The following is an 18,133-nucleotide window of genomic DNA, read 5'->3' on the forward strand; positions in this document are numbered from 1 at the left end:
ACGAGGGCATAATGGAAAGACCGGGAGCGGGGGCGTTTAGGCCGTCTAGGCCGCTTCCAAAGCCATTTGAAATCTTCAGGAGGTGCTTGGACTGGATACAGGAACGCATCTGGTCGCCGGACTGGGACTCGCCGGGCTGTCGACCGTCGATCCGGCCGTCGCGGGAAACCCGAGCCTGTTCGCGGCCGTCCTGGCGGGCACGATCATCGGATCGCAGGCTCCGGATCTGGACGGCTTCCTTCGGCTCAAAAGCAATGCCGTCTATATCCGCAACCATCGCGGCGCCTCGCATTCCCTGCCCGCCGTCCTCATCTGGACCACACTGATCACGGGAGCGATCGCTTGGGCTTATCAAGGCACGCTGCCGTGGCTGCATCTGGCCGGGTGGGTGCTGCTCGCGGTATCCGCCCATGTTTTCTCGGATTGCTTCAATACCTACGGAACCCAGGCTGCAAGGCCCTTTACGGCCAAATGGATCTCGTGGAACATCATCCACATTTTCGATCCGACTATTTTTGCCGGCCATGCAGCCGCTTTGCTGCTCTGGGCTTTCGGAGTCTTCCAGCCGCAGCTCATCTTTCCGGTGTTGTACGGACTGCTCGTGGTCTACTACGTCTGGAGAACGCAGGTCCATCGAAGCGTGGCGCGGAAGCTGCCTTCGCTGGACGATTCCCATGCTGAAGGGGATAGCTATATTCTCATCCCGACGATAACGCTGAACAATTGGAATGTAGTCAAGCGGCATGAAGACGGAAGCTTCATGATCGGCGACTTGCGCAACGGCGAGCTCAAATGGTCCGGCAGCGCGCGCTGCATGGATCATCCCGCGATAGACCAGTCGAAGTTCGACGCATCCGTCAAAGCGTTCCTGTACTTCTCCTCGTTCGCCTGCTCCGAGGTGCTGGAGCATTCGTACGGCTACGAGGTGCGATGGTTCGACGTGCGCTACCGCCATCGCAAGCAGTACCCGTTCGTAGCGGTCGTTCTGATGGACAAGGATTACGCCACGCTCGGCTCTTATGTCGGATGGCTGAGCGACGATAGGCTGAAGAAGAGGCTGCGGATGAACACCTACTGAGCTTGCTTCCATTAAAAGAGCACCCCGAAACGGTTGACCGCAGAAGCCCCTTGCTTCACAATAAGAGGGGCTTTTTAATTTGTTCTCGCAAAATGAACAGCAAAAAAAGGAAGCCCAAGGTTTCCCTTGAGCTTCCTCTTGTTTATCTTCCCGCTATTAGCGGAGTTGTTGGCCTTGGCCCGACAGTTGTTGCTCGGCGATTTGCACGAGTTTCTTCGTGATGTAGCCGCCGAGGGATCCTGCATCGCGGGTTGCTACGTTGCCGTAGTATCCGTCTGCTGGAATTTGTACACCCAGTTCTTGTGCTGCTTCGAATTTCATTTGCTCAAGGGCTTGTTTTGCACCTGGGACGATCAGTCTGTTGCTTCCGCTGTTGTTGCTTCCGCTGTTGTTGCCTGCCATTGTAGTTGCTCCTTTCGAAGTTCGCACTGTGATGTGTGTTGCAAGCTTGCCAGCTTATTATGTTCCGTTCCGGAAGTTCTATTCTACGGCTCTTCAAAATTTCTTCCTCATCCTAATCTGAATCGGGAGGCATTCCGCCATGTCCAAGCCCCTTGCCTTGATCTACTCCCTGCTGTCCTGCGTTCTCATGGTAGCCACCGCAATCTCCATCAGCTTCAGCGCCTGGCTGGCCATTACGCTGGCCATCGTTACGACGGTGTTCATCGGCCTCGGCTTCATGCTCAAGTCGCGTCTCAAGCGTTCTTGAACGGCCGGATATAGACAAAGAAAAGGGTGCCCCCGGACAAGCTCCGAGCGATGCACCCTTTTTGCATTTCCTTCGACCTTCAGCTCACGGCTTCAGGAACCCCATTCTTTCCTTGACGCCTGCAACGATGACGTCGGCTTCGGCCGATGCTCTCTCTGCGCCGCGGCGCAGCACTTCCTCCAGCTGGCCGGAGCTGCGGATATCGCGATAACGCTCCTGCAGCGGCTCCAGGACGGCAATGATCTGCTCGGCCAGGTCTTTCTTGAACGGACCGTAGCCCTGGCCTTCAAACTTCGCTTCTACTTCTTGCAGTGACAAGCCCGACATCTGCGAGTAGATTCCCATCAGATTGCTGACCTCCGGCTTGGCGGAAAGGTCGTACTGGACTTCCCTGCCCGAATCCGTCGTGGCGCGGCTGATCTTTTTGCGGATGACGTCAGGCGGATCCAGCAGCGCGATGAAGCTGCCCGGATTCGGATTGCTTTTGCTCATTTTTTTGGAGGCGTCGTCGAGCGACATGATGCGTGCGCCTACCTTCGGGATATAGGGCTCTGGCACGGTGAAGAAATCGCCGAAGCGGCTGTTGAAGCGCTGCGCCAGATCGCGGGTAAGCTCCAGATGCTGCTTCTGGTCGTCTCCGACCGGGACGAGGTCGGCGTTGTAGACCAGGATGTCCGCCGCCATCAGGGACGGATAGACGAACAAGCCTGCGCCAACGGAATCCTTCCCGGCAGCCTTGTCCTTGAACTGCGTCATCCGCTCCAGCTCTCCCATCGAGGTCAGCGTCGTCAGAATCCAGCCCAGCTCGGCGTGAGCGCGCACGTGAGACTGCATGTAGATGGACGCGCGTTCCGGATCGATGCCTGCGGCCAGGTAGATCGCGGCGATCGACTTGGACTGCTCGCGCAGCGCTTCCGGATCTTGAGGCACGGTGATGGCGTGGAGATCCACGACCATGAAATAGCATTCATGCGTTTCCTGAAGCTTGACGAAGTTCTGCAAAGCGCCGATATAGTTGCCCAGCGTCAGCTGACCGCTAGGCTGAATGCCCGAGAGGACTTTCTTCATTGGAACCACGCCTTTCTTCAGTGGATTGAAAAAAACAAAAAGACCCCTCCTCCGCAAGGGACGAGAGACCGTGGTGCCACCCTAATTCGCTGGATAAATCCAGCCTTGGATCCGATAACGTGGATTACCCGGGGAGACTGGCTCCCGGCTCCAGAGTCCATTCGGCGCCTTCCGATTCCGCCGGCTTCTCAGCTGCCGCCGGCTCTCTTGGGGAATCCTCGCTTACAGCGCCTACTTGTTTCTGTTCACAGCCATTTGCTTACCCCGATTATAGCCTCCTTCCCCCAAAAGTCAAGGGCGTCCGTTCTGCTCCTCGGCCGCCGCGCATACATTGGTACAGGCCGCGCCGGCTCTATCATCGGACCGAAGAAAGAAGGCTGTCCATGTCACCTCACCGCCTTGTTCCCCTCCTGACCGCAGCCGCCTCCATCGGAGCCGCCGCTGCCGCCTTTGCCGTCATCCGCAGGGATGCGGGAATATGGGCAGCCGATATCCAGCCGTTCAAAACGGTCTTTACCGGCATCATCCTCGAGGCCCTTCCCTTCGTCCTGCTCGGAGTCCTCTTCTCCGCCATCCTGCAGGTGTTCGTGCCGGACGAGCTGATCCGTCGCCTGATCCCTTCGCGGCCGCTTCCAGCCATTCTGATCGCCGGGCTGGCCGGCATTCTGTTTCCGCTGTGCGAATGCGGCATGATTCCCGTCGTCCGCCGCCTCATCCGCAAAGGCATGCCTGCGAGTGCAGGCATTACGTACATCCTTGCCGGACCGGTCGTGAACCCGGTTGTCTTCTACTCGACGTTCAGCGCCTTCGGGAGCGCGCCGGCAATGGCCCTCGCCCGGATCGGGCTCGCTTTCTCCGTGGCCGTCCTGACTGGGATCATCGCCTGGAAATCCATGCGCGGTAACCCGCTCAAGGCCGACCTCGCTTCCATGTACGGCACTGCGTCGATGCAGCAGGATGAACTCCCCAGGCCCCCGGGCAATAGGCTGATCAGCATGATGACCCACGCCTCGGACGAGTTTTTCGATATGGGCAAGTACCTGATCTTCGGCGCCGCGCTTGCCGCCCTGTTCCAGACCGCGGTCAGCCGCTCCATGCTGGAAGAGCTCGGAGGCAGCCAGCTGTACTCGCATTTGTTCCTGATGGGGCTTGCCTTCCTGCTGTCGCTCTGCTCGACATCCGACGCCTTCGTCGCCGCTTCCCTCGGCGGCAGCTTCGAGCATGGCGCGCTGCTGGCCTTCCTCGTTTTCGGACCGATGATCGATCTCAAAAGCCTGATGATGCTGCTCGCCTCGTTCCGCATCCGTTTTGTCCTTACAGCTGCCGCTTCAGCAGCCTTGCTGGTCCTGGCCGGTTCCTGGATCGTCGAAGCCTTGTTCCTGTCCTGATGTGAAACGCTTGCGAGAGGAGGCTGATCTTATTTGCAGCCGGAATACCGTACGAAAGCATTCCACCAGCTCGCGCGCGCCCTCATCATGGGCGCGTTCGCTCTCTACATGACGGGTCTAGCCAAGACGGACTCGCTCGGCCAGTTCGCCGCATCCGGCGCATTCGCGGGAATCAAGCTGTCTGCGATCGCGCTGTATGCCATGGCCGTATGCCAGCTGTACGCCGCCGTGGCCTTGCTTCAAGGCAAGGATATCCAGGCCGACTGCGATTGCGGCGCTCATTCGCCGGGAAAGGCGGGACCGCTTCAATGGGCGATGTACGCCCTTTTCCTCCTCCCCCTTCTGCTCGGCATGCTGCCCGATCAAGGCAGCCCCGCAGGCTGGCAGCAGGAGAAGGGAATCCACGATCACGGCGGCAGCCTGCCCCCCTCCTCCCCTTCCGCTCCTGTTCCCGAAGGAAAATCGGCCCTGCCGCTGCCGTCGCCGCATTCGCGTTCTTAATGGAAGTCGCCTTCTTTATTGAAAGAAAGACCGCGTGGAAATTTTCCATGCATATATTTGGAAACAATGTGCGCATACTACCTCCAGACCACTTAGGAGGTGAATTCCATGGCAGGATCCCGCACCAACCGCCTCGTCGTTCCAGGCTGCCAAACAGCGCTCGAGCAAATGAAATTCGAAGCTGCGCAAGCACTCGGCATCCAAATTCCGCAAGACGGCTACTACGGCAACATGGCTACACGCGATGCCGGTTCCCTTGGCGGCTACATAACGAAGCGTCTCGTTGAAATCGCCGAGCAGCAGCTCTCCGGCAACGCCGGACGCATGCGCTGATCCGTACGAGCTCGGACGCGCCGCATGCCGCGCGGACTCCATTAGAAAAGAACAGCCTTTGTCCAATGAGGACAAAGGCTGTTCTTTTGGGGGCGTTGCGATCAATTGGATTGAAGAGCGGTTTACGAGATTGTCCATTCGTTCTGCATTCATTTTCATTACCTGCATGGGAAGGTCATACGGTTTCATTGGAATGTCCGAGCAGCATCGTTGAAGGGAATAGTCCGCTCGATTGCAACGGATTGTCAAGATGGCTACTCTTCGGCTGCTTCCTTGCGCTCGTACAGCTTCGGATGCTTGGGCTCGAACCGGAACGGGGAAGTCGCCAGATTGTAGTTCGACTCGCAGAGCATGCTGGCGGACCAGCTCGATGCCGTTCCTTGACGGACCGAGAAGTCGTACAGGATCTCTCCGTGGGTCCATTCCTTCTTGTGCTTGAGGGCTTCGACGGCCATATGCCGGAATTCCTGCACCTGGGCTGCCGTCAGCCCTTTCGGCGAGAACGAGGCGGAATTATTTTTTAGCTCGATGGGGTTATGCCTGATGCCGTATTTGCCGACAGTATTATTACGGATATGGATAAGCACGGTCCCTGAGGATGCATGCGTAAGCTCCGTCTCCAGCTGGCGAAATACATAATCGACTTGTCTGGCCAGCGGCGCAGAACCATATGGATTCATTAATGTCACCTCCCTGTCGTGAATTCCATTCCCCTGTTGCCGGGGCATCTTGGTCAAAACGCTTCTAGGAGGCCTGTAGCGACATTATAGGACATTCATTCCCAGCAATCAACTAAATTTTTACAAAATATGATAAAATTCTACGATTATCCGGGTCTATATTCCCTGTTTTTCAATAGATATTCGACAATTATAGACCTTTTCCCAGACACAATGTTATAATATGGATAATACAAAAGACCTAATTTATTCCGTTTTCCCTTTCAAGCTTACATACATTGTCTTCATTTCCTATCAATAAGGAGCGATTTTCATGGAATGGTACAATTCTCTTTCCGTCAAAAGCAAAATCCAGTACGCCTTGTACGGCATGGTCGTTGCATTCAGTCTTGTAAGCCTTGTTTTCGCGCTGATTGCCGGTTCCGCCTTGTGGCCGGTCCTCGTCACGATCGTCATCTGCGCAGCCGCCGCATTTCCGCTCTCCAAGGTCATCGAGCGCTCCCTGATGGGCTCGATCGAAGAGATGACCGCCGTCGCCTATCGCATCGCAAAGGGCGACTTCACGCAGAAAGTCGACGTCTCCGGCTCCTCGCTCGGCGAGCTGGGCCACTCCTTCAACAGCATGATCGAGAAGCTCAGGGACATCCTTGTCGACACCTCCAAGATCAGCCGTACGGTTGGCGAGACGAGCACCGGCATCTTCGAGAAGAATCGCCAGGTCAAGAACGTCATGGAGCAAGTGGCCTCGTCGGCGGGCGAGCTTGCGACCGGAGCCAACGAAATCTCCGGCGAAGTCGGGGACATGACGGATTCCATCCGCGACATCGAATTGAAGGTTTCCGCCTATGCGGAATCGAGCCGCCTGATGAACGAGCGCTCGGAAGCCGCGATGCGTCTGGTCGAGAAGGGGCGCCACTCCGTCGAGACCCAGGCGAAAGGAACCCGCCGGACGGAAGAGGCGGCGACCCAGGTATCGGCGGCCATCAGCAAGCTCTCCGAAGCAGCCATAGGCATCTCCTCCATTACGAGGACGATATCGGATCTGGCAGAGCAGACCAACCTGCTTTCCCTCAATGCTTCTATTGAAGCGGCGCGCGCAGGAGAACACGGACTCGGCTTCGCGGTCGTCGCCCAGGAAGTCCGCAAGCTGGCCGAGGAATCGACTGCTTCGACCAAGGAAGTCTTCCATCTGGTCAAAGGGATCGAGCAAGGCGTCAAGGAAGCGGCGTCTAATATAAAGATCAACGAGCAGGCCGTCCAGCTTCAATCCGAGATGATCAAGGAAACGGAAGAGATCTTCAGCCAGATCGTCTCCAGCGTGCAGTTCATTACCGAACAGATCCACACCTTCTCCAAAGAAAGCGAAAGCATGCAGGAAAGCGCCCGCCTGATCTCCTCCGCCATCCAGAACATATCCGCCATTACGCAGCAATCCGCGGCCGGAACCGAGCAAGTATCGGCGGCTATGAACGAGCAGATCGAAGCCATCCAGACCGTCGTCGAGGAAACCGGGCGAATGCAGCAGATGGCGTCCCAGCTTCAGCGGACGATTCAAGTGTTCAAAGTCTAGCCGTCTCAAGCCTCCGGGAACTCCGGAGGCTTTTTTTGTCCCTCCGTCCTGTCCGCAGGAATGATCCAACCTTCCGCAGGGAATCATGTACCGGCAGGAATCCCAAAGCTTGAGCGGGCTTACCGCCCATCAGTCCGGAAGGAGAGATGATGCTTGAAGCGAAGTAAATGCCGCTTGGACTCGTTCCGCAAGATGCGGCCGATTGCTCGGCCTGCGGCAGCATGCCTCGTTCTGGCGGCCGCTCTGCTGATGCAGGCGCCGGATTCGGCGGATGGCAGCCTTTCCTCTTCGGCCGGGATCAAGGCCGCCGCGGCATGGAACGCAGGCGCTGAAGCCGGCATCTCCCATTCTGATGCATCGTCCAAGAAGCGCAAACAGCGGCGATCCGCTGTATCGTGGGCGGCTCTGTCCAGCCGTTACCCGGGGGCATTCGCCACAAGGGGGCCGGCTGCTCCGAAGCGGGCCGCGCTTACTTTCGACGACGTGCCCGACAACTATTATACGCCTCGTGTGCTCGACATCCTGGCACGCGAGCATGCCAGAGCGACCTTTTTCCTAGTCGGGCAGCGTGCCGCAGCCCATCCGGATATGGTGCAGCGGATCCGAATGGAAGGGCATGCGGTGGGAAGCCATTCCTACAATCACACTTCCTATGCCCGGCTGTCCGTGGAGGAATTCATCTCGCAGATCCGCCGGACGGATAAAATCCTGCTTCCCGAGCTTGGCTTCACTCCCCGCTTCATGCGTCCGCCGTATGGGGAAATCAAGCCGGAGCAGCTCGGCTGGGCGCAGGGACACGGTTATTTCGTCGTGAACTGGAACGTCGACACGGAGGACTGGAAAGGGCTCGGCGCCGATGCCATCATCCGCAATGTGAAGCGTACGCTCGTGCCCGGAAGCATCATTCTGCAGCATGCGGGAGGCGGAACGGGAGAAGATTTGAGCGGAACGCTGGATGCGCTGCCCCGCATGATCGCCATGCTGCGCCAGAAGGGATACGAATTGGTGACGCTGCCCGAGCTGCTCGGCGAATCGGAGGCTGTAGAGGAATTCAAGCTGTACGATAGAAGCCGCGAGCCTCAGCATGAAAAGCAAAAACCGGCTCCATGAAAGGAACCGGTTGATCTCGCTGCTATTTCAGTACATGCACCTTGACATATTGGAAGCCGAAGTTTTGGGCTTGCGCCGTCGTCCCCGGCACGAAGATGTCGATGCGCTGGCCGTTGATGGCGCCGCCCGTATCTGAAGCTGTCGCAATCATGCCTCCGACTGGAAGGCCTTCGTAATTGTAGCCCGTAATGTACAGCTTCGTTCCCAGCGGAATCTGCTTCGGATCAACGGCGACTGTTCCGACCTTGAGCGGGTTGCCGAAGTAGTCGACTGCTCCCCACTTGCCGTTTTCCGATGCGGCCGACGTATAAGCCGTCGCTTTGATGTTCAAGGTTTTCGTCACCTGATAGAAGTTTCCGTTGGGGGCGATCACTTGCTTGGCTCCGTCTTCCTTGGAGAGCAGCTGAATGCCTCCGGCAGCCGCATTGGCCTTCTGCGCGGCTCCGGCGGCCGCATTGGCCGTCTCGGTGGCAGGTATCGAGAGCGTAAGTCCGGCATAGATATTCGTGGCCTCGACGTCTTGGTTGAACGACATCAGCTTGCCTAGCGGAACGCCGAATTGCTTCGACAGGTTCCAGAACGTGTCGCCGTCCTTGGCGATGTAATCCGTGGCGGCGAATGCAGGCGAGGCGCTGGTCCAGATCACGGCTCCTGCCAGCAAAGCGGCAGCTGTCCTTCCGATCGGGCGCAGCAGGGATGTCATCTGTTTTTTCATCGTCATCGTCATCGTCATTATGTCCTCCAGTTCGGCGGTTCCCCATGAAGCTTGGAACCGTTATGTGAGTTCGCGGCAACTCGTCGGGACTCAGAATAACACAGCCTTCCGCGCCGGGGACCGTCCAAAAACTGACAGGAAGCAATTATGAAAGGCTCTCATTTTTGCCTGAGGAAGCGTGATCCCATGCGGCAAAAGGGGATCGGCGCATCGGCGCCGCCCGCCTTCCCGGCGGAATGAAAAAATTCTAATGGAGGTTGCGAAGGGCGAAACAGGGCTTTTCCGGATGGCGTCGGCCGCTCGCAAGTCGACTGTTCTTCTTTTAGGGAACCATTCCGCCAAGCACAAAAAAAGCCCCCCGTCAGGACGGGGAGCCCGCTGAATGGCCGGTAATCAGCCTTTGAATTCCTGAACCCAGACGCCGTTGTAATAAGCGACGCCAATTTTGGTGAAGTTCGACTTCAGGATGTTCGCCTTATGGCCTTCGCTGTTCATCCATGCAGTCATGACCTCTTGAGGCGTGCGCTGTCCTTTGGCGATGTTCTCTCCCGCATAGTTGTACGTGACTCCGTAAGCCTTCATCATATCGAACGGGGATCCGTACGTAGGCGACGTATGGGAGAAGTAGTTGTTCACGTACATGTCCTTGGCTTTGTCGAGAGCGACCTTCGTCAGCTGCATGTCGCTCGTAAGAGCTCCGAGGCCTTGCTTGGCGCGCTCCTGGTTCACGATGGTGATGACCTGCTGCGCAAAAGTGGACGTATCGCTCGCTCCCTGCTGGCCGGATCCCGGGTTGGCAGGAGCCGGAGTAGGCTTCACGGTAGGTGCCGGCGTCTTGGCCGGTGCCGTCGGCGCTGGTGTCTTGACCGGTGCTGGCGTCTTGACCGGTGCCGGCGTCGCCGCTGGCGCAGGTGTCTTGGCCGGTGCCGGAGTTGCCTTCGGCGCCGGAGTTGCCGTCGGCGCCGGCTTCTTCACGACGAAGCCGCCTTGCTGCAGTTTATTCAGAAGATCCTCAAAGTCTACTCCGTAAGAGCTGAGCATTTGCTGAAGGGTATAAGATGCGGGCTTGGCCGCCGCAGCCTGGGCTGTGCCGGCATATCCGGCCGTACCGGAAAAGGCGACGCCTGCTGCTACTGTTATGGCAAGAAAAGTGCGTTTGTTCACGTAAATTCTCCTCCTGATTTTCTCCGCGTTGGCGAAGATTCTAGTTGGTGTCGTCCCGAGCTTGCCGGACAACCCTATCCTAGCACGCCCTACTTCAGGTTTGGCTAGTAAGATTCTGGGAATCTGCACTCCGAGCATCCGTCCGGGCAGGCGTTCTCATGAGGCCTGATCGAGCCGGCGCGCGGCTTTCAGGCCTTTTCGAAACCGCTCTATGAGAGCCGGATGAGAAATTTCTAACCGACGGAAGCAGCGTTGCCGAGGGCATGAAAAAAAGCCGTCCGGCGAATAGCCGGGCGGCTGCAGCATACAGATTGGATCAGAGATAATCGGGGAGCGTATCCGCTTTTTTGAGATTGCATTCGGAGCAGGCGCACACGCAGTTGGCCGGAGTGCTGAGGCCGCCCTTCGACTTCGGAAAAACATGGTCGATCGTATCGCCGAACCGGCCGCAGTAATGGCAGACATAGTTGTCCCTCTGGAGGATGAGCAGCCTGAAATCGCTCTTCGTATAGAGCTTGTGGATCAGCCTGGGATGGAGAATGCCGGCTGCTCCTTCCTGCACCATGCGCACGGCGATATCGCGGTCGATCTCCGTATGCCAGCGTTTGCCGCTTTCCCGTCGGCCCCGAAGCTGGATCATGCCGGTGCCCCGATCGTTCAGCAACGAGGGATCGTACGTGAACGAGCCTTTGAACGGCTTGATGGCTTTGAACGGCAGCCGGGTGCCGGGAGTGTGGGAATGTGCCGCTACCGCTCCCTTGCGGGTTTTGCGCCGCCGGCGCCGCTTGCGCTTGCGCTTGACCAGCCCGCCTGCCTGCTCCGCTGCCGCGGAAGACGTCTCCACCGGGGCATAGGTCTCCACGGAAGGAGTCATCACGATTGAGGGAGACAGCACCGGCTGGGACGGCAGGATGAGCGAAGCGGGAAGCGCCTGCCTGGCGCTGCCGCTCTCGTCGGCTCCGCGCTTGCGCCGGCGCTGGCATGCGCGGCAAGTGCCCCTTCTGCCGTTTCGGCCGGTACGCTTGGGAAAGGCCCCCTCGGGTTTATCACGGCCGCACGCGGCGCATTGTTTGGTGTCCATGAATGAATACGCTCCGTTCGTACAACTATCTAACCAAAGCATACCATAAACGGTCACTTGCGTTAAATATGCCTGCAGCAAGCCTGCTCCTAATTTCGATTTTCTGAAGCGCCCCGGCTCCATTCCCCCTCTATAATAGGACTTTCAACCTATTATCTCTTGCATCCCTTCCAAGAGGTTTCCCTTGAAGCCAAGCCCGCATTCTCATCATTCATTCCGAATACGGCCGTGATTACAGATAATGCATAGGATAAATTGAAAATACATAGAACCGATAACGATATCCCGTATCTTATAATCGCTTTATGAACAGTGACTATAGTCTTACTATCATGATTCCAATGACCTATTTTCCTAGGTGCATGTTGCCGCATGCCATGCTATAATGAAGTTAGTAGAGTACATAGAATCGTCATGCACTTTTAATATGGCTACGAATACTTGCAGCCTCGGCAGCTCGACAGGGTCATATTGTCCTTAAGGGGGATGGTGAGAAATGTTCGCGAAACGACTGAAGCAGCTGCGCAAGAAGAGAAAGCTGACCATGCAGGAAGTAGCCGATTACGTCGGCGTAGCCAAGAGCACTTATGCGGGTTATGAATCCGGCTATCGCCAGCCTACGCTTGAATCCATCCACACCATCGCCCGTCGGCTGCAGACGACATCCGACTACTTGCTTGGACTGACCGATTTCTCGGAGCCTGCAGAACCGACCAGCAACGCTCGTGAATGGCTCAATCTCCAGCAGCTTCACTGGGACGGCATTCCTCTCGAGACCGAGGACGTCGATCTGATCCGACTTCTCATTGAAAGAGTCGTAAGGGAACGCAGCTTTCGAAAAGACGAAACCGGCAATGGCTGATTGCAGCCTGCCGGTTTTTTTGCTTCAAAAGACGATCGGCGTCGACAGTCCGGAGCGGTACCCGCTTCGCCGATCATCCGCCTGCCTGCTTCAGCCCTTTCAGCCGCTCCGTCAAGCCGGCTCTCAAAAGCTTGCTGGAGGCCTCATAGCTTTCTTCCCATTGCTGCCGCTTCCCGGATGATACGGATGCCTGCTCAGCCTCCTGGATCAGCGCTTTGAAGCGGGTGCCGCAGGATGATTGCGCCTCGTCCATTTTTTCGTTCAACTCGCCGACGGCCTTAGCGGCCCCCTCCTGGTCGAGCTCTCCTCTGCGGACCGCGTCCGACTTCGTTCCAGCGAGCTCCAGCACGCTTCCCGCCTCGCTTACGCACTGCTTCTGAAGAGCAGCCAGCCTAACCTCAAAGGCGCGGACTTCTTCATCGGAAGCCGCCAAGGCCGCAGCCGCTCCATGACCATCGGTCATCTTATCAGCCCCCGGCGATGCGGCCGGAAGAGGCTTCTTCTCTCCCGCGGCTGAAGATCCCGGCTGAGGCGGCTCCGTCATCGGCGAGGGAGACATTTCCGGCGCAGGCGAGGCCGGGCGGCTTCCGGCCTTGCTGCTGCCGCTGCCGGTTCCTGCGGATGCCGGATTCTTTTCTCCAGGGAGAAGGGCCTGCCCGCTGGAGAGGCCAGCGCCCGCCGGAGCGGGGCTGTCCGGTTCCCGGTCCATCGGGAGCACTTCCGACGGGCTGTCCTTGCTTGCTTCCAGCCGAGGAGCGACAGCTGTCTCTCCAGCGCCTGCACCCAGACTTCGATGATGCATGTATCCCGTTACAGCCGGCACCAGCGCCGCAGCCATGACGGCTGCCAAGGCAAGCTTTCCGAGGCTCCAGCTTCGAGACTTCCTGCTTTGGCGCCGGCGCTTCTTCCTTTTCTTCTGCATTTCCATGCCTTCCACTCCTTCCATGCCGGAGATGCGGCGATCAAGGCTTCTGCATCATGCTGTCGAGCAATTTCACCCCGATAGCCTTCTGCTCCTCGTACATATTCCGGTAAGTGGCGAGAATCGCTGTGGAATATCCGCCTGCTTCCAGCTTGGTTCCCGTGTCCGCCAGAATGGATTCGAAGCTGCGGTCGCAATCGGCCAGCGCCGCTTCTCCTTCCGCGCGGATTTTGCTTTTCGCCTCCGCGCTGCCGGACTGCATGTACCGGAACGCGGCATCCATCAGCTTGTTCTGGCACTGCACCAGCAGGCTGTTGAGCTTGTCCTCCGCCGCATTCTGAATATCCTTCTGCGGCACGGAGGGCTGCGGCGCAGGAGTCGGCGCAGGAGTCGGCGCAGGAGGCACGGTCACCGGCGGATTGCCAGAACCCGGCGGTATCGTTGGAGATGGTGCTGGAACAGAAGGACCGGGACTGGGATCGGGAACAGACGGCACTCCGGGTATACCCGGTGCTCCAGTTCCCGGAACTGCCGGAGTCGGCACGCCTCCCGGCGACGTTTCGGATGCCGGAGGAGACTCCGGACTCCCTGGAGCCGAACCCGGGGTGTCCGGAGAAGCTCCGGATGAGCCTTCGCCAGGGCCGCTGAGGCCGCCTTCCGAACTGCCGCCCGCCCCGCCTGCGGCTGGCAGCGACAATTCGATCAGTTGGCTTGAGGATGTCCATTGGACGGCCGCGCCCGACAGCTCCGCCAGAAAACGCAGCGGGACATAGATCGTGTCTGCGGCGATATAGGCTCGCTGGTCCTTAGGCAATACAGCCGCCTTGCCATCGGCGGAGAACGATGCCTTCGCATCCGTCAGGCTGAGCTTATGGCCGGCTGGGGCTGATGGGACCGTGTAGACCGTCCCGGCCTTTCCTTTCACAGCTTGTTGCTGACGCACGGACGGCGTCCACAGCGACACGCTTCGGGACTTGGAATCCCATTCCACCCTGCATTCAAGAGCAGCAGCTGCGACGCGCAGCGGAACGTATACCCGGCCTCCTTCTATTAAAATATAAATTCCTTCCTTCAACTTCTGCAGCTTGCCGTCGACGACCAGCTTCGCTCCGATGGATTCCGCCTTCACCGCCGCCTGAACGGCAGCTGCAGCCGGCTTCGCAGCGGCTGCAGCCGCGCTGCCTGCCCCTGTCCCCATGAGCAGCAGAGCCGCTGCCGCGGCATAAGCCGCCGCTTTTCTCCTTCCAATCCGTTTCATCCTTCGTTCCCCTTTGCTTGATATGGATCGCCCGCTCAGCGCTTGACCTGCTCCGCCTTGCCTCCGCCGCCCGCTCCAGCCTTGAAGGCGAGGGCCGAGAGCCGGTTGTAGTCGCCCGGCGCCAGCTGCTCCAGCAAAAGCTCCTTGACTTCCTGTTTCTCGTCCTTGCTGAGTCCTCCCTTAGCCAGTTCCTTGAGGACCGTGATTTCCTTGCTTCCCAGGCTTCCCGTCAAAATACGGAGCACTTCCGCCTTCTCCGACAGGGACAGCTTCTTCCCTGCTTGCCTGGCCTTCTCCACCGACAGTCCCCCTCCCCGGTCTACCGACGCTCCGGATGAAGCCTTGCCGACTGCTGAAGCCGATTCCGCTTGAGCATCCGGAACAGAGGGAGGACCGGAACGTCCGGGAGATGCTTCGTCCGTCCGGATACCTTGATGTCCGGCATCCGCGTGCTCGGCTCCGGAGAGAGACGGGGTGGCCCCTGCCCTGGCACCCGCCTCCTCCTGGATACCGGCAAGCGACGGATCCGCAAGCAGTCCGAGCGCCTTTTCCCCAGCCCAGCCGATCGAGAAAAATGCAGCTCCTCCGAGCAATCCGCAAGCGGCCAGCACGGCCGCGATTCGTCTGGTTCTCATACCATGCCCTCCTGGTTCGCGATTTCCTTGCCGAAGCGCAAAACGGCTGTCCGCCGGCAGCTGCCGGCGAAACAACCGTAGAGGCCTCAATCAGGATTGAAGCTGCTTCAGCGTCCGATAGAGAATGACAGCGGCCTCAGCTCTTGATGCCGGCTTCGCCGGCTGAAGAACGCCGTCGCTTCCGACGATGCCGAGCTGTGCTGCGAGAGCGACGCCGGGGCGCAAGGAAGCCGCTACCGCTGCCTGGTCTTTGTAGGCTGCCAGCGCCGCATCCGGGTTCGTCAGAGCCGGGTAGCCGCCTGCCGCCTGCATCGCCCTCGTCACCATCACAGCCAGCTCCTGCCGGCTGACCGGAGCATTGGGAGCGAAGCTGTCCCTGCTCCGTCCGTTCGTAATGCCGCTTGCGACGGCAGCAGCTACATACGGAGCGAACCAGTCGGTCGCCTTCACGTCTTTGAACGCGATATCAGCCGACGATCCTTCCAGATTGAATGCTCGGACGATCATCTTGGCGATCTCCGCCCTCGTAACCGACCGGGAAGGGTCGAACTTGCCGGCAGCTACGCCAGTCATGATTCCTTTGGCGGCTATGCCTTGAATGGACGCCTCCGCCCATTTGACCTTCGCCAAGTCGGAGAATTCCACTTTGTTTTCGACGACGGCATAGACCGCCGCCGAATCCAGCACATCCGCTTCATATAACGAGGATACCGTGCCGGCCTGGAAATCGACCGCGCGTCCCGAACGGATTCTCACGAGCCCGAGCAGGTCGCTGCCCGCACTGTCCGCCGACACCGGCAAGGAGAGCCGGAGCGGTTTGGCGCTCGTTGCCGAAGCCTGTCCATTCTGGCGGACTTTGAACGAATATCCGCCCGAGGCAAGCGGAAGATCGGTCGCCTTCCGGACTTCGCTGTCGGCCTCATGGGTCAGGCTGATATGCAGGTCGCCGCTGTGCCCGTCTACGGGAACGGACACTTGCGCTCCGCCGCCGGCCAGTCCGATGTACTGGATGCCGGATGTCTGCGCAGCGGTCAAGGCTTCCCGGGGAACTTCCAGCGACCAGCTGCTGCCGGCCGATCCGGCATCGAGCAGAACGCTGACGCGCAGCTTCTTGGCGAGGTCGGAGCCGGATCCATCCAGTCCGTCCAGCGCGCTCTTGACCGAAGCCGCCGCCTCGGACACAGCCGCAAGGCTGGCCAGGGCATCGGCGGAGTCCCACTTGATGCCGGACAGGCCGGCCGAGTCAGGCTCCTGCGCCGTCGGGTTGATCTTGGCGATGGCATCCAGCGCTTCCTGGGCAGCCTTGAACGCCTCGCGGATGAGCGCGATCCGCTGCGCCGGCGTCGGAGAAGCGGCCAGCTCCCTGCGGATCGCCTCGATCCTGGCGAGATACTGCTCGACGATCGAGCGGATCCGCTCGGCGATGCTTCCCGGACCGGCGTTACCCGATTCGGAGCCGGATCCGCTGCCGCTGCCCGGCGTTCCTCCGCCAGGGAAGCCTCCTCCCGGAAAGCCCGGGAATCCAGGGAAGCCTCCGCCGGTTCCAGGATCCGGCGTCGGCGTAGGAACCGGCGTCGGACTTGCCCCAGGATCCGGGCTTGGGCTCGTTCCCGGGCTCGGCGTCGGACTTGCCCCAGGATCCGGTGTCGGGCTCGTTCCCGGGCTCGGCGTCGGACTTGCTCCAGGATCCGGGCTCGGGCTCGTTCCCGGGCTCGGCGTCGGGCTTGCCCCAGGATCCGGGCTCGGCGTAGGAACCGGTGTCGGACTTGCCCCAGGATCCGGCGTCGGCGTAGGATCTGGCGTCGGACTTGCCCCAGGATCCGGCGTCGGCGTAGGAACCGGCGTCGGACTTGCCCCAGGATCCGGCGTCGGGCTTGCCCCAGGATCCGGACTCGGGCTCGGCGTCGCCCCCGACTCCGCCGTCAGCGTAATTCTTTTCTCGAACACGATTTTCTCCGGTCCTCCGTAAGGATTGATCAGCTTCGCCTGAAGAAGCGCGCTTCCCGCAGCCGAGTCGTCCGGAATGGTGACCAGCCCGTTCACGAAAACACGCACATCGGCATCGCCTTCGATTTTATACCAGCGGATCGCTCCCTCCGGAGCGGCGATGCCGTTCAGCAGCAGCGAATACTGATGCATGCGCCCGCCATTGCCGACCTTGACGAGCTCAGAGCTCGTCATCCTCATGAGCGCGACGAGCAGCGCCGTTCCCGCAGGCTTTTCCAGCTGCAGCCGCTCCTGGGCATTGCCGAGCACCTTCACCAGATCCGCGCCCGTAATGCCGTATGCCTGCAGCATGCGGCTGAACGCATAGTCGCCCGTGCGGCCGAGCATGTCCGTCAGCACCCGCAGCATGAGCTCGTTGCGCTTCTCCGGCATGAACAGCAGCTGCATCAGCTCAGCCTGGCTCAGGCGAGACACGAACTCCCGAATCGTGCCCTCGACGCCGCGCTTGTCCGCGCCGTTCCCGTACATGAATTCGACCACCTCGTCCATCGTCAGGTCGTCGATTCCGCCCGCGCGGACGATCGGTACGAGCGCGCGGCGGTAATCCGCATTGGAGCGGATCGCCTGAAGATCGGAGGCCTCCGGCGCGTACAGCAGCGCTATCGTGTCCCGCATGAGCAGGAACAGATTGCTCTTGATGAACTCCAGATCCTCGGACGCCGCCAGCTTCGGCTGGATCTTGTCCCATACCGGAGCCGCGATGGCGAACTCTGCCGCAGGATCGAGGGAGCGAAGCTCCTCGCGGAAATTCAGCACATCCCGGTAATCGGCCGGATCTCCGGCCAGAAGAGCGGCGTGAAGCGCATACAACTGGGCCAGCGCCTGGTCGATCGTGCCAGGCTGCGGCAGGCTGTCGGCCGCATAGGCATAACCGATCAGCCCGGCATGGGCTGCCGGACGAGGAGGAACAGCCGCAGCAGCGCCTGACGCCAGGATGGCGGCCAGTGTGGACAACGTCATCTTTTTTTTCCATGTCATTGCATCTTCACCTCTTGGAATAGTTTTCTCCATCGCTTGTCAAGCGTTGAATGATGCGAACGGATGGCAGCGGA

The 18,133-nt window shown here is 59.4% G+C and carries 18 protein-coding genes; 8 read left to right on the plus strand and 10 right to left on the minus strand.

Translation table 11 applies throughout. The features are described from left to right. Positions 1-91: 91 nt before the first annotated feature. Complete coding sequence (locus tag ACLBWT_RS14975; protein ID WP_447663992.1) at positions 92-1,078, plus strand: metal-dependent hydrolase; 987 nt, start codon at positions 92-94, stop codon at positions 1,076-1,078. A 156-nt stretch (positions 1,079-1,234) separates the two neighbouring features. Here the strand turns inward: ACLBWT_RS14975 and ACLBWT_RS14980 are convergent, their stop codons facing one another. Beyond that, the gene (locus ACLBWT_RS14980) at positions 1,235-1,480 is read right to left on the minus strand and encodes a small, acid-soluble spore protein, alpha/beta type (RefSeq protein WP_447663932.1); all 246 of its coding nucleotides are present in this window, start codon (positions 1,478-1,480) and stop codon (positions 1,235-1,237) included. 139 nt (positions 1,481-1,619) lie between these two features. Between ACLBWT_RS14980 and ACLBWT_RS14985 the strand changes: the two genes are divergently transcribed. Next, positions 1,620-1,787 carry a DUF5325 family protein gene (locus tag ACLBWT_RS14985; protein ID WP_447663933.1) on the plus strand — a complete coding sequence of 56 codons (168 nt, stop codon included), beginning with the start codon at positions 1,620-1,622 and terminating at the stop codon, positions 1,785-1,787. Between the two features lie 84 nt (positions 1,788-1,871). Here the strand turns inward: ACLBWT_RS14985 and trpS are convergent, their stop codons facing one another. Then, positions 1,872-2,855 (minus strand): tryptophan--tRNA ligase, encoded by a 984-nt coding sequence (trpS, locus tag ACLBWT_RS14990; RefSeq protein WP_447663934.1) that lies wholly within the window; start codon positions 2,853-2,855, stop codon positions 1,872-1,874. 383 nt (positions 2,856-3,238) lie between these two features. Here trpS and ACLBWT_RS14995 point away from each other — a divergent pair, with 383 nt between their 5' ends. The 3 genes from ACLBWT_RS14995 to ACLBWT_RS15005 all read left to right on the plus strand — a co-directional run bounded on the left by ACLBWT_RS14995 (position 3,239) and on the right by ACLBWT_RS15005 (position 5,077). Further along, the gene (locus ACLBWT_RS14995) at positions 3,239-4,243 is read left to right on the plus strand and encodes a permease (RefSeq protein ID WP_447663935.1); all 1,005 of its coding nucleotides are present in this window, start codon (positions 3,239-3,241) and stop codon (positions 4,241-4,243) included. Positions 4,244-4,276: 33 nt separating this feature from the next. Next, positions 4,277-4,744, plus strand: a complete 468-nt coding sequence (locus ACLBWT_RS15000; protein ID WP_447663936.1) for a DUF1980 domain-containing protein — start codon at positions 4,277-4,279, stop codon at positions 4,742-4,744. Positions 4,745-4,852: 108 nt separating this feature from the next. Next, on the plus strand, positions 4,853-5,077 hold the full coding sequence (locus ACLBWT_RS15005) for a small, acid-soluble spore protein, alpha/beta type (RefSeq protein WP_447663937.1): 225 nt from the start codon (positions 4,853-4,855) through the stop codon (positions 5,075-5,077). Positions 5,078-5,331: 254 nt separating this feature from the next. Here the strand turns inward: ACLBWT_RS15005 and ACLBWT_RS15010 are convergent, their stop codons facing one another. Continuing rightward, positions 5,332-5,757 (minus strand): O-methyltransferase, encoded by a 426-nt coding sequence (locus ACLBWT_RS15010; protein WP_447663938.1) that lies wholly within the window; start codon positions 5,755-5,757, stop codon positions 5,332-5,334. A 313-nt stretch (positions 5,758-6,070) separates the two neighbouring features. On the opposite strand from ACLBWT_RS15010, the gene ACLBWT_RS15015 reads away from it, so the two are divergent. Together ACLBWT_RS15015 and ACLBWT_RS15020 are read left to right on the plus strand one after the other, a co-directional pair. Then, entirely contained in the window at positions 6,071-7,327 is a 1,257-nt protein-coding gene (locus ACLBWT_RS15015; protein ID WP_447663939.1) for a methyl-accepting chemotaxis protein, read from the plus strand. A 153-nt stretch (positions 7,328-7,480) separates the two neighbouring features. Beyond that, on the plus strand, positions 7,481-8,437 hold the full coding sequence (locus ACLBWT_RS15020) for a polysaccharide deacetylase family protein (protein WP_447663940.1): 957 nt from the start codon (positions 7,481-7,483) through the stop codon (positions 8,435-8,437). A gap of 22 nt (positions 8,438-8,459) precedes the next feature. Here ACLBWT_RS15020 and ACLBWT_RS15025 read toward each other — a convergent pair whose 3' ends face one another. The 3 genes from ACLBWT_RS15025 to ACLBWT_RS15035 form a co-directional block, all read right to left on the minus strand. Continuing rightward, entirely contained in the window at positions 8,460-9,164 is a 705-nt protein-coding gene (locus ACLBWT_RS15025) for a 3D domain-containing protein (RefSeq protein ID WP_447663941.1), read from the minus strand. 381 nt (positions 9,165-9,545) lie between these two features. Then, positions 9,546-10,316: a CAP domain-containing protein gene (locus tag ACLBWT_RS15030; protein ID WP_447663942.1), complete on the minus strand. Its 771-nt coding sequence runs from the start codon at positions 10,314-10,316 to the stop codon at positions 9,546-9,548. A 316-nt stretch (positions 10,317-10,632) separates the two neighbouring features. Next, a complete protein-coding gene (locus tag ACLBWT_RS15035) occupies positions 10,633-11,397 on the minus strand; it encodes an HNH endonuclease (RefSeq protein WP_447663943.1) in 765 nt (254 codons plus the stop codon). A gap of 496 nt (positions 11,398-11,893) precedes the next feature. On the opposite strand from ACLBWT_RS15035, the gene ACLBWT_RS15040 reads away from it, so the two are divergent. Next, positions 11,894-12,259 carry a helix-turn-helix domain-containing protein gene (locus ACLBWT_RS15040; protein ID WP_447663944.1) on the plus strand — a complete coding sequence of 122 codons (366 nt, stop codon included), beginning with the start codon at positions 11,894-11,896 and terminating at the stop codon, positions 12,257-12,259. A gap of 73 nt (positions 12,260-12,332) precedes the next feature. On the opposite strand, the gene ACLBWT_RS15045 is transcribed toward ACLBWT_RS15040, so the two are convergent. From ACLBWT_RS15045 to ACLBWT_RS15060, 4 genes are all read right to left on the minus strand, one after another. After that, positions 12,333-13,187, minus strand: coding sequence for a hypothetical protein (locus ACLBWT_RS15045; RefSeq protein WP_447663945.1), 855 nt, complete (start codon positions 13,185-13,187; stop codon positions 12,333-12,335). 34 nt (positions 13,188-13,221) lie between these two features. Further along, positions 13,222-14,439: a stalk domain-containing protein gene (locus tag ACLBWT_RS15050; protein ID WP_447663946.1), complete on the minus strand. Its 1,218-nt coding sequence runs from the start codon at positions 14,437-14,439 to the stop codon at positions 13,222-13,224. 35 nt (positions 14,440-14,474) lie between these two features. Further along, on the minus strand, positions 14,475-15,074 hold the full coding sequence (locus ACLBWT_RS15055; protein ID WP_447663947.1) for a hypothetical protein: 600 nt from the start codon (positions 15,072-15,074) through the stop codon (positions 14,475-14,477). A 90-nt stretch (positions 15,075-15,164) separates the two neighbouring features. Beyond that, positions 15,165-18,059, minus strand: a complete 2,895-nt coding sequence (locus ACLBWT_RS15060) for an S-layer homology domain-containing protein (RefSeq protein WP_447663948.1) — start codon at positions 18,057-18,059, stop codon at positions 15,165-15,167. Positions 18,060-18,133 lie beyond the last annotated feature (74 nt).

The sequence above is a fragment of the Paenibacillus sp. D51F genome, assembly GCF_053345695.1.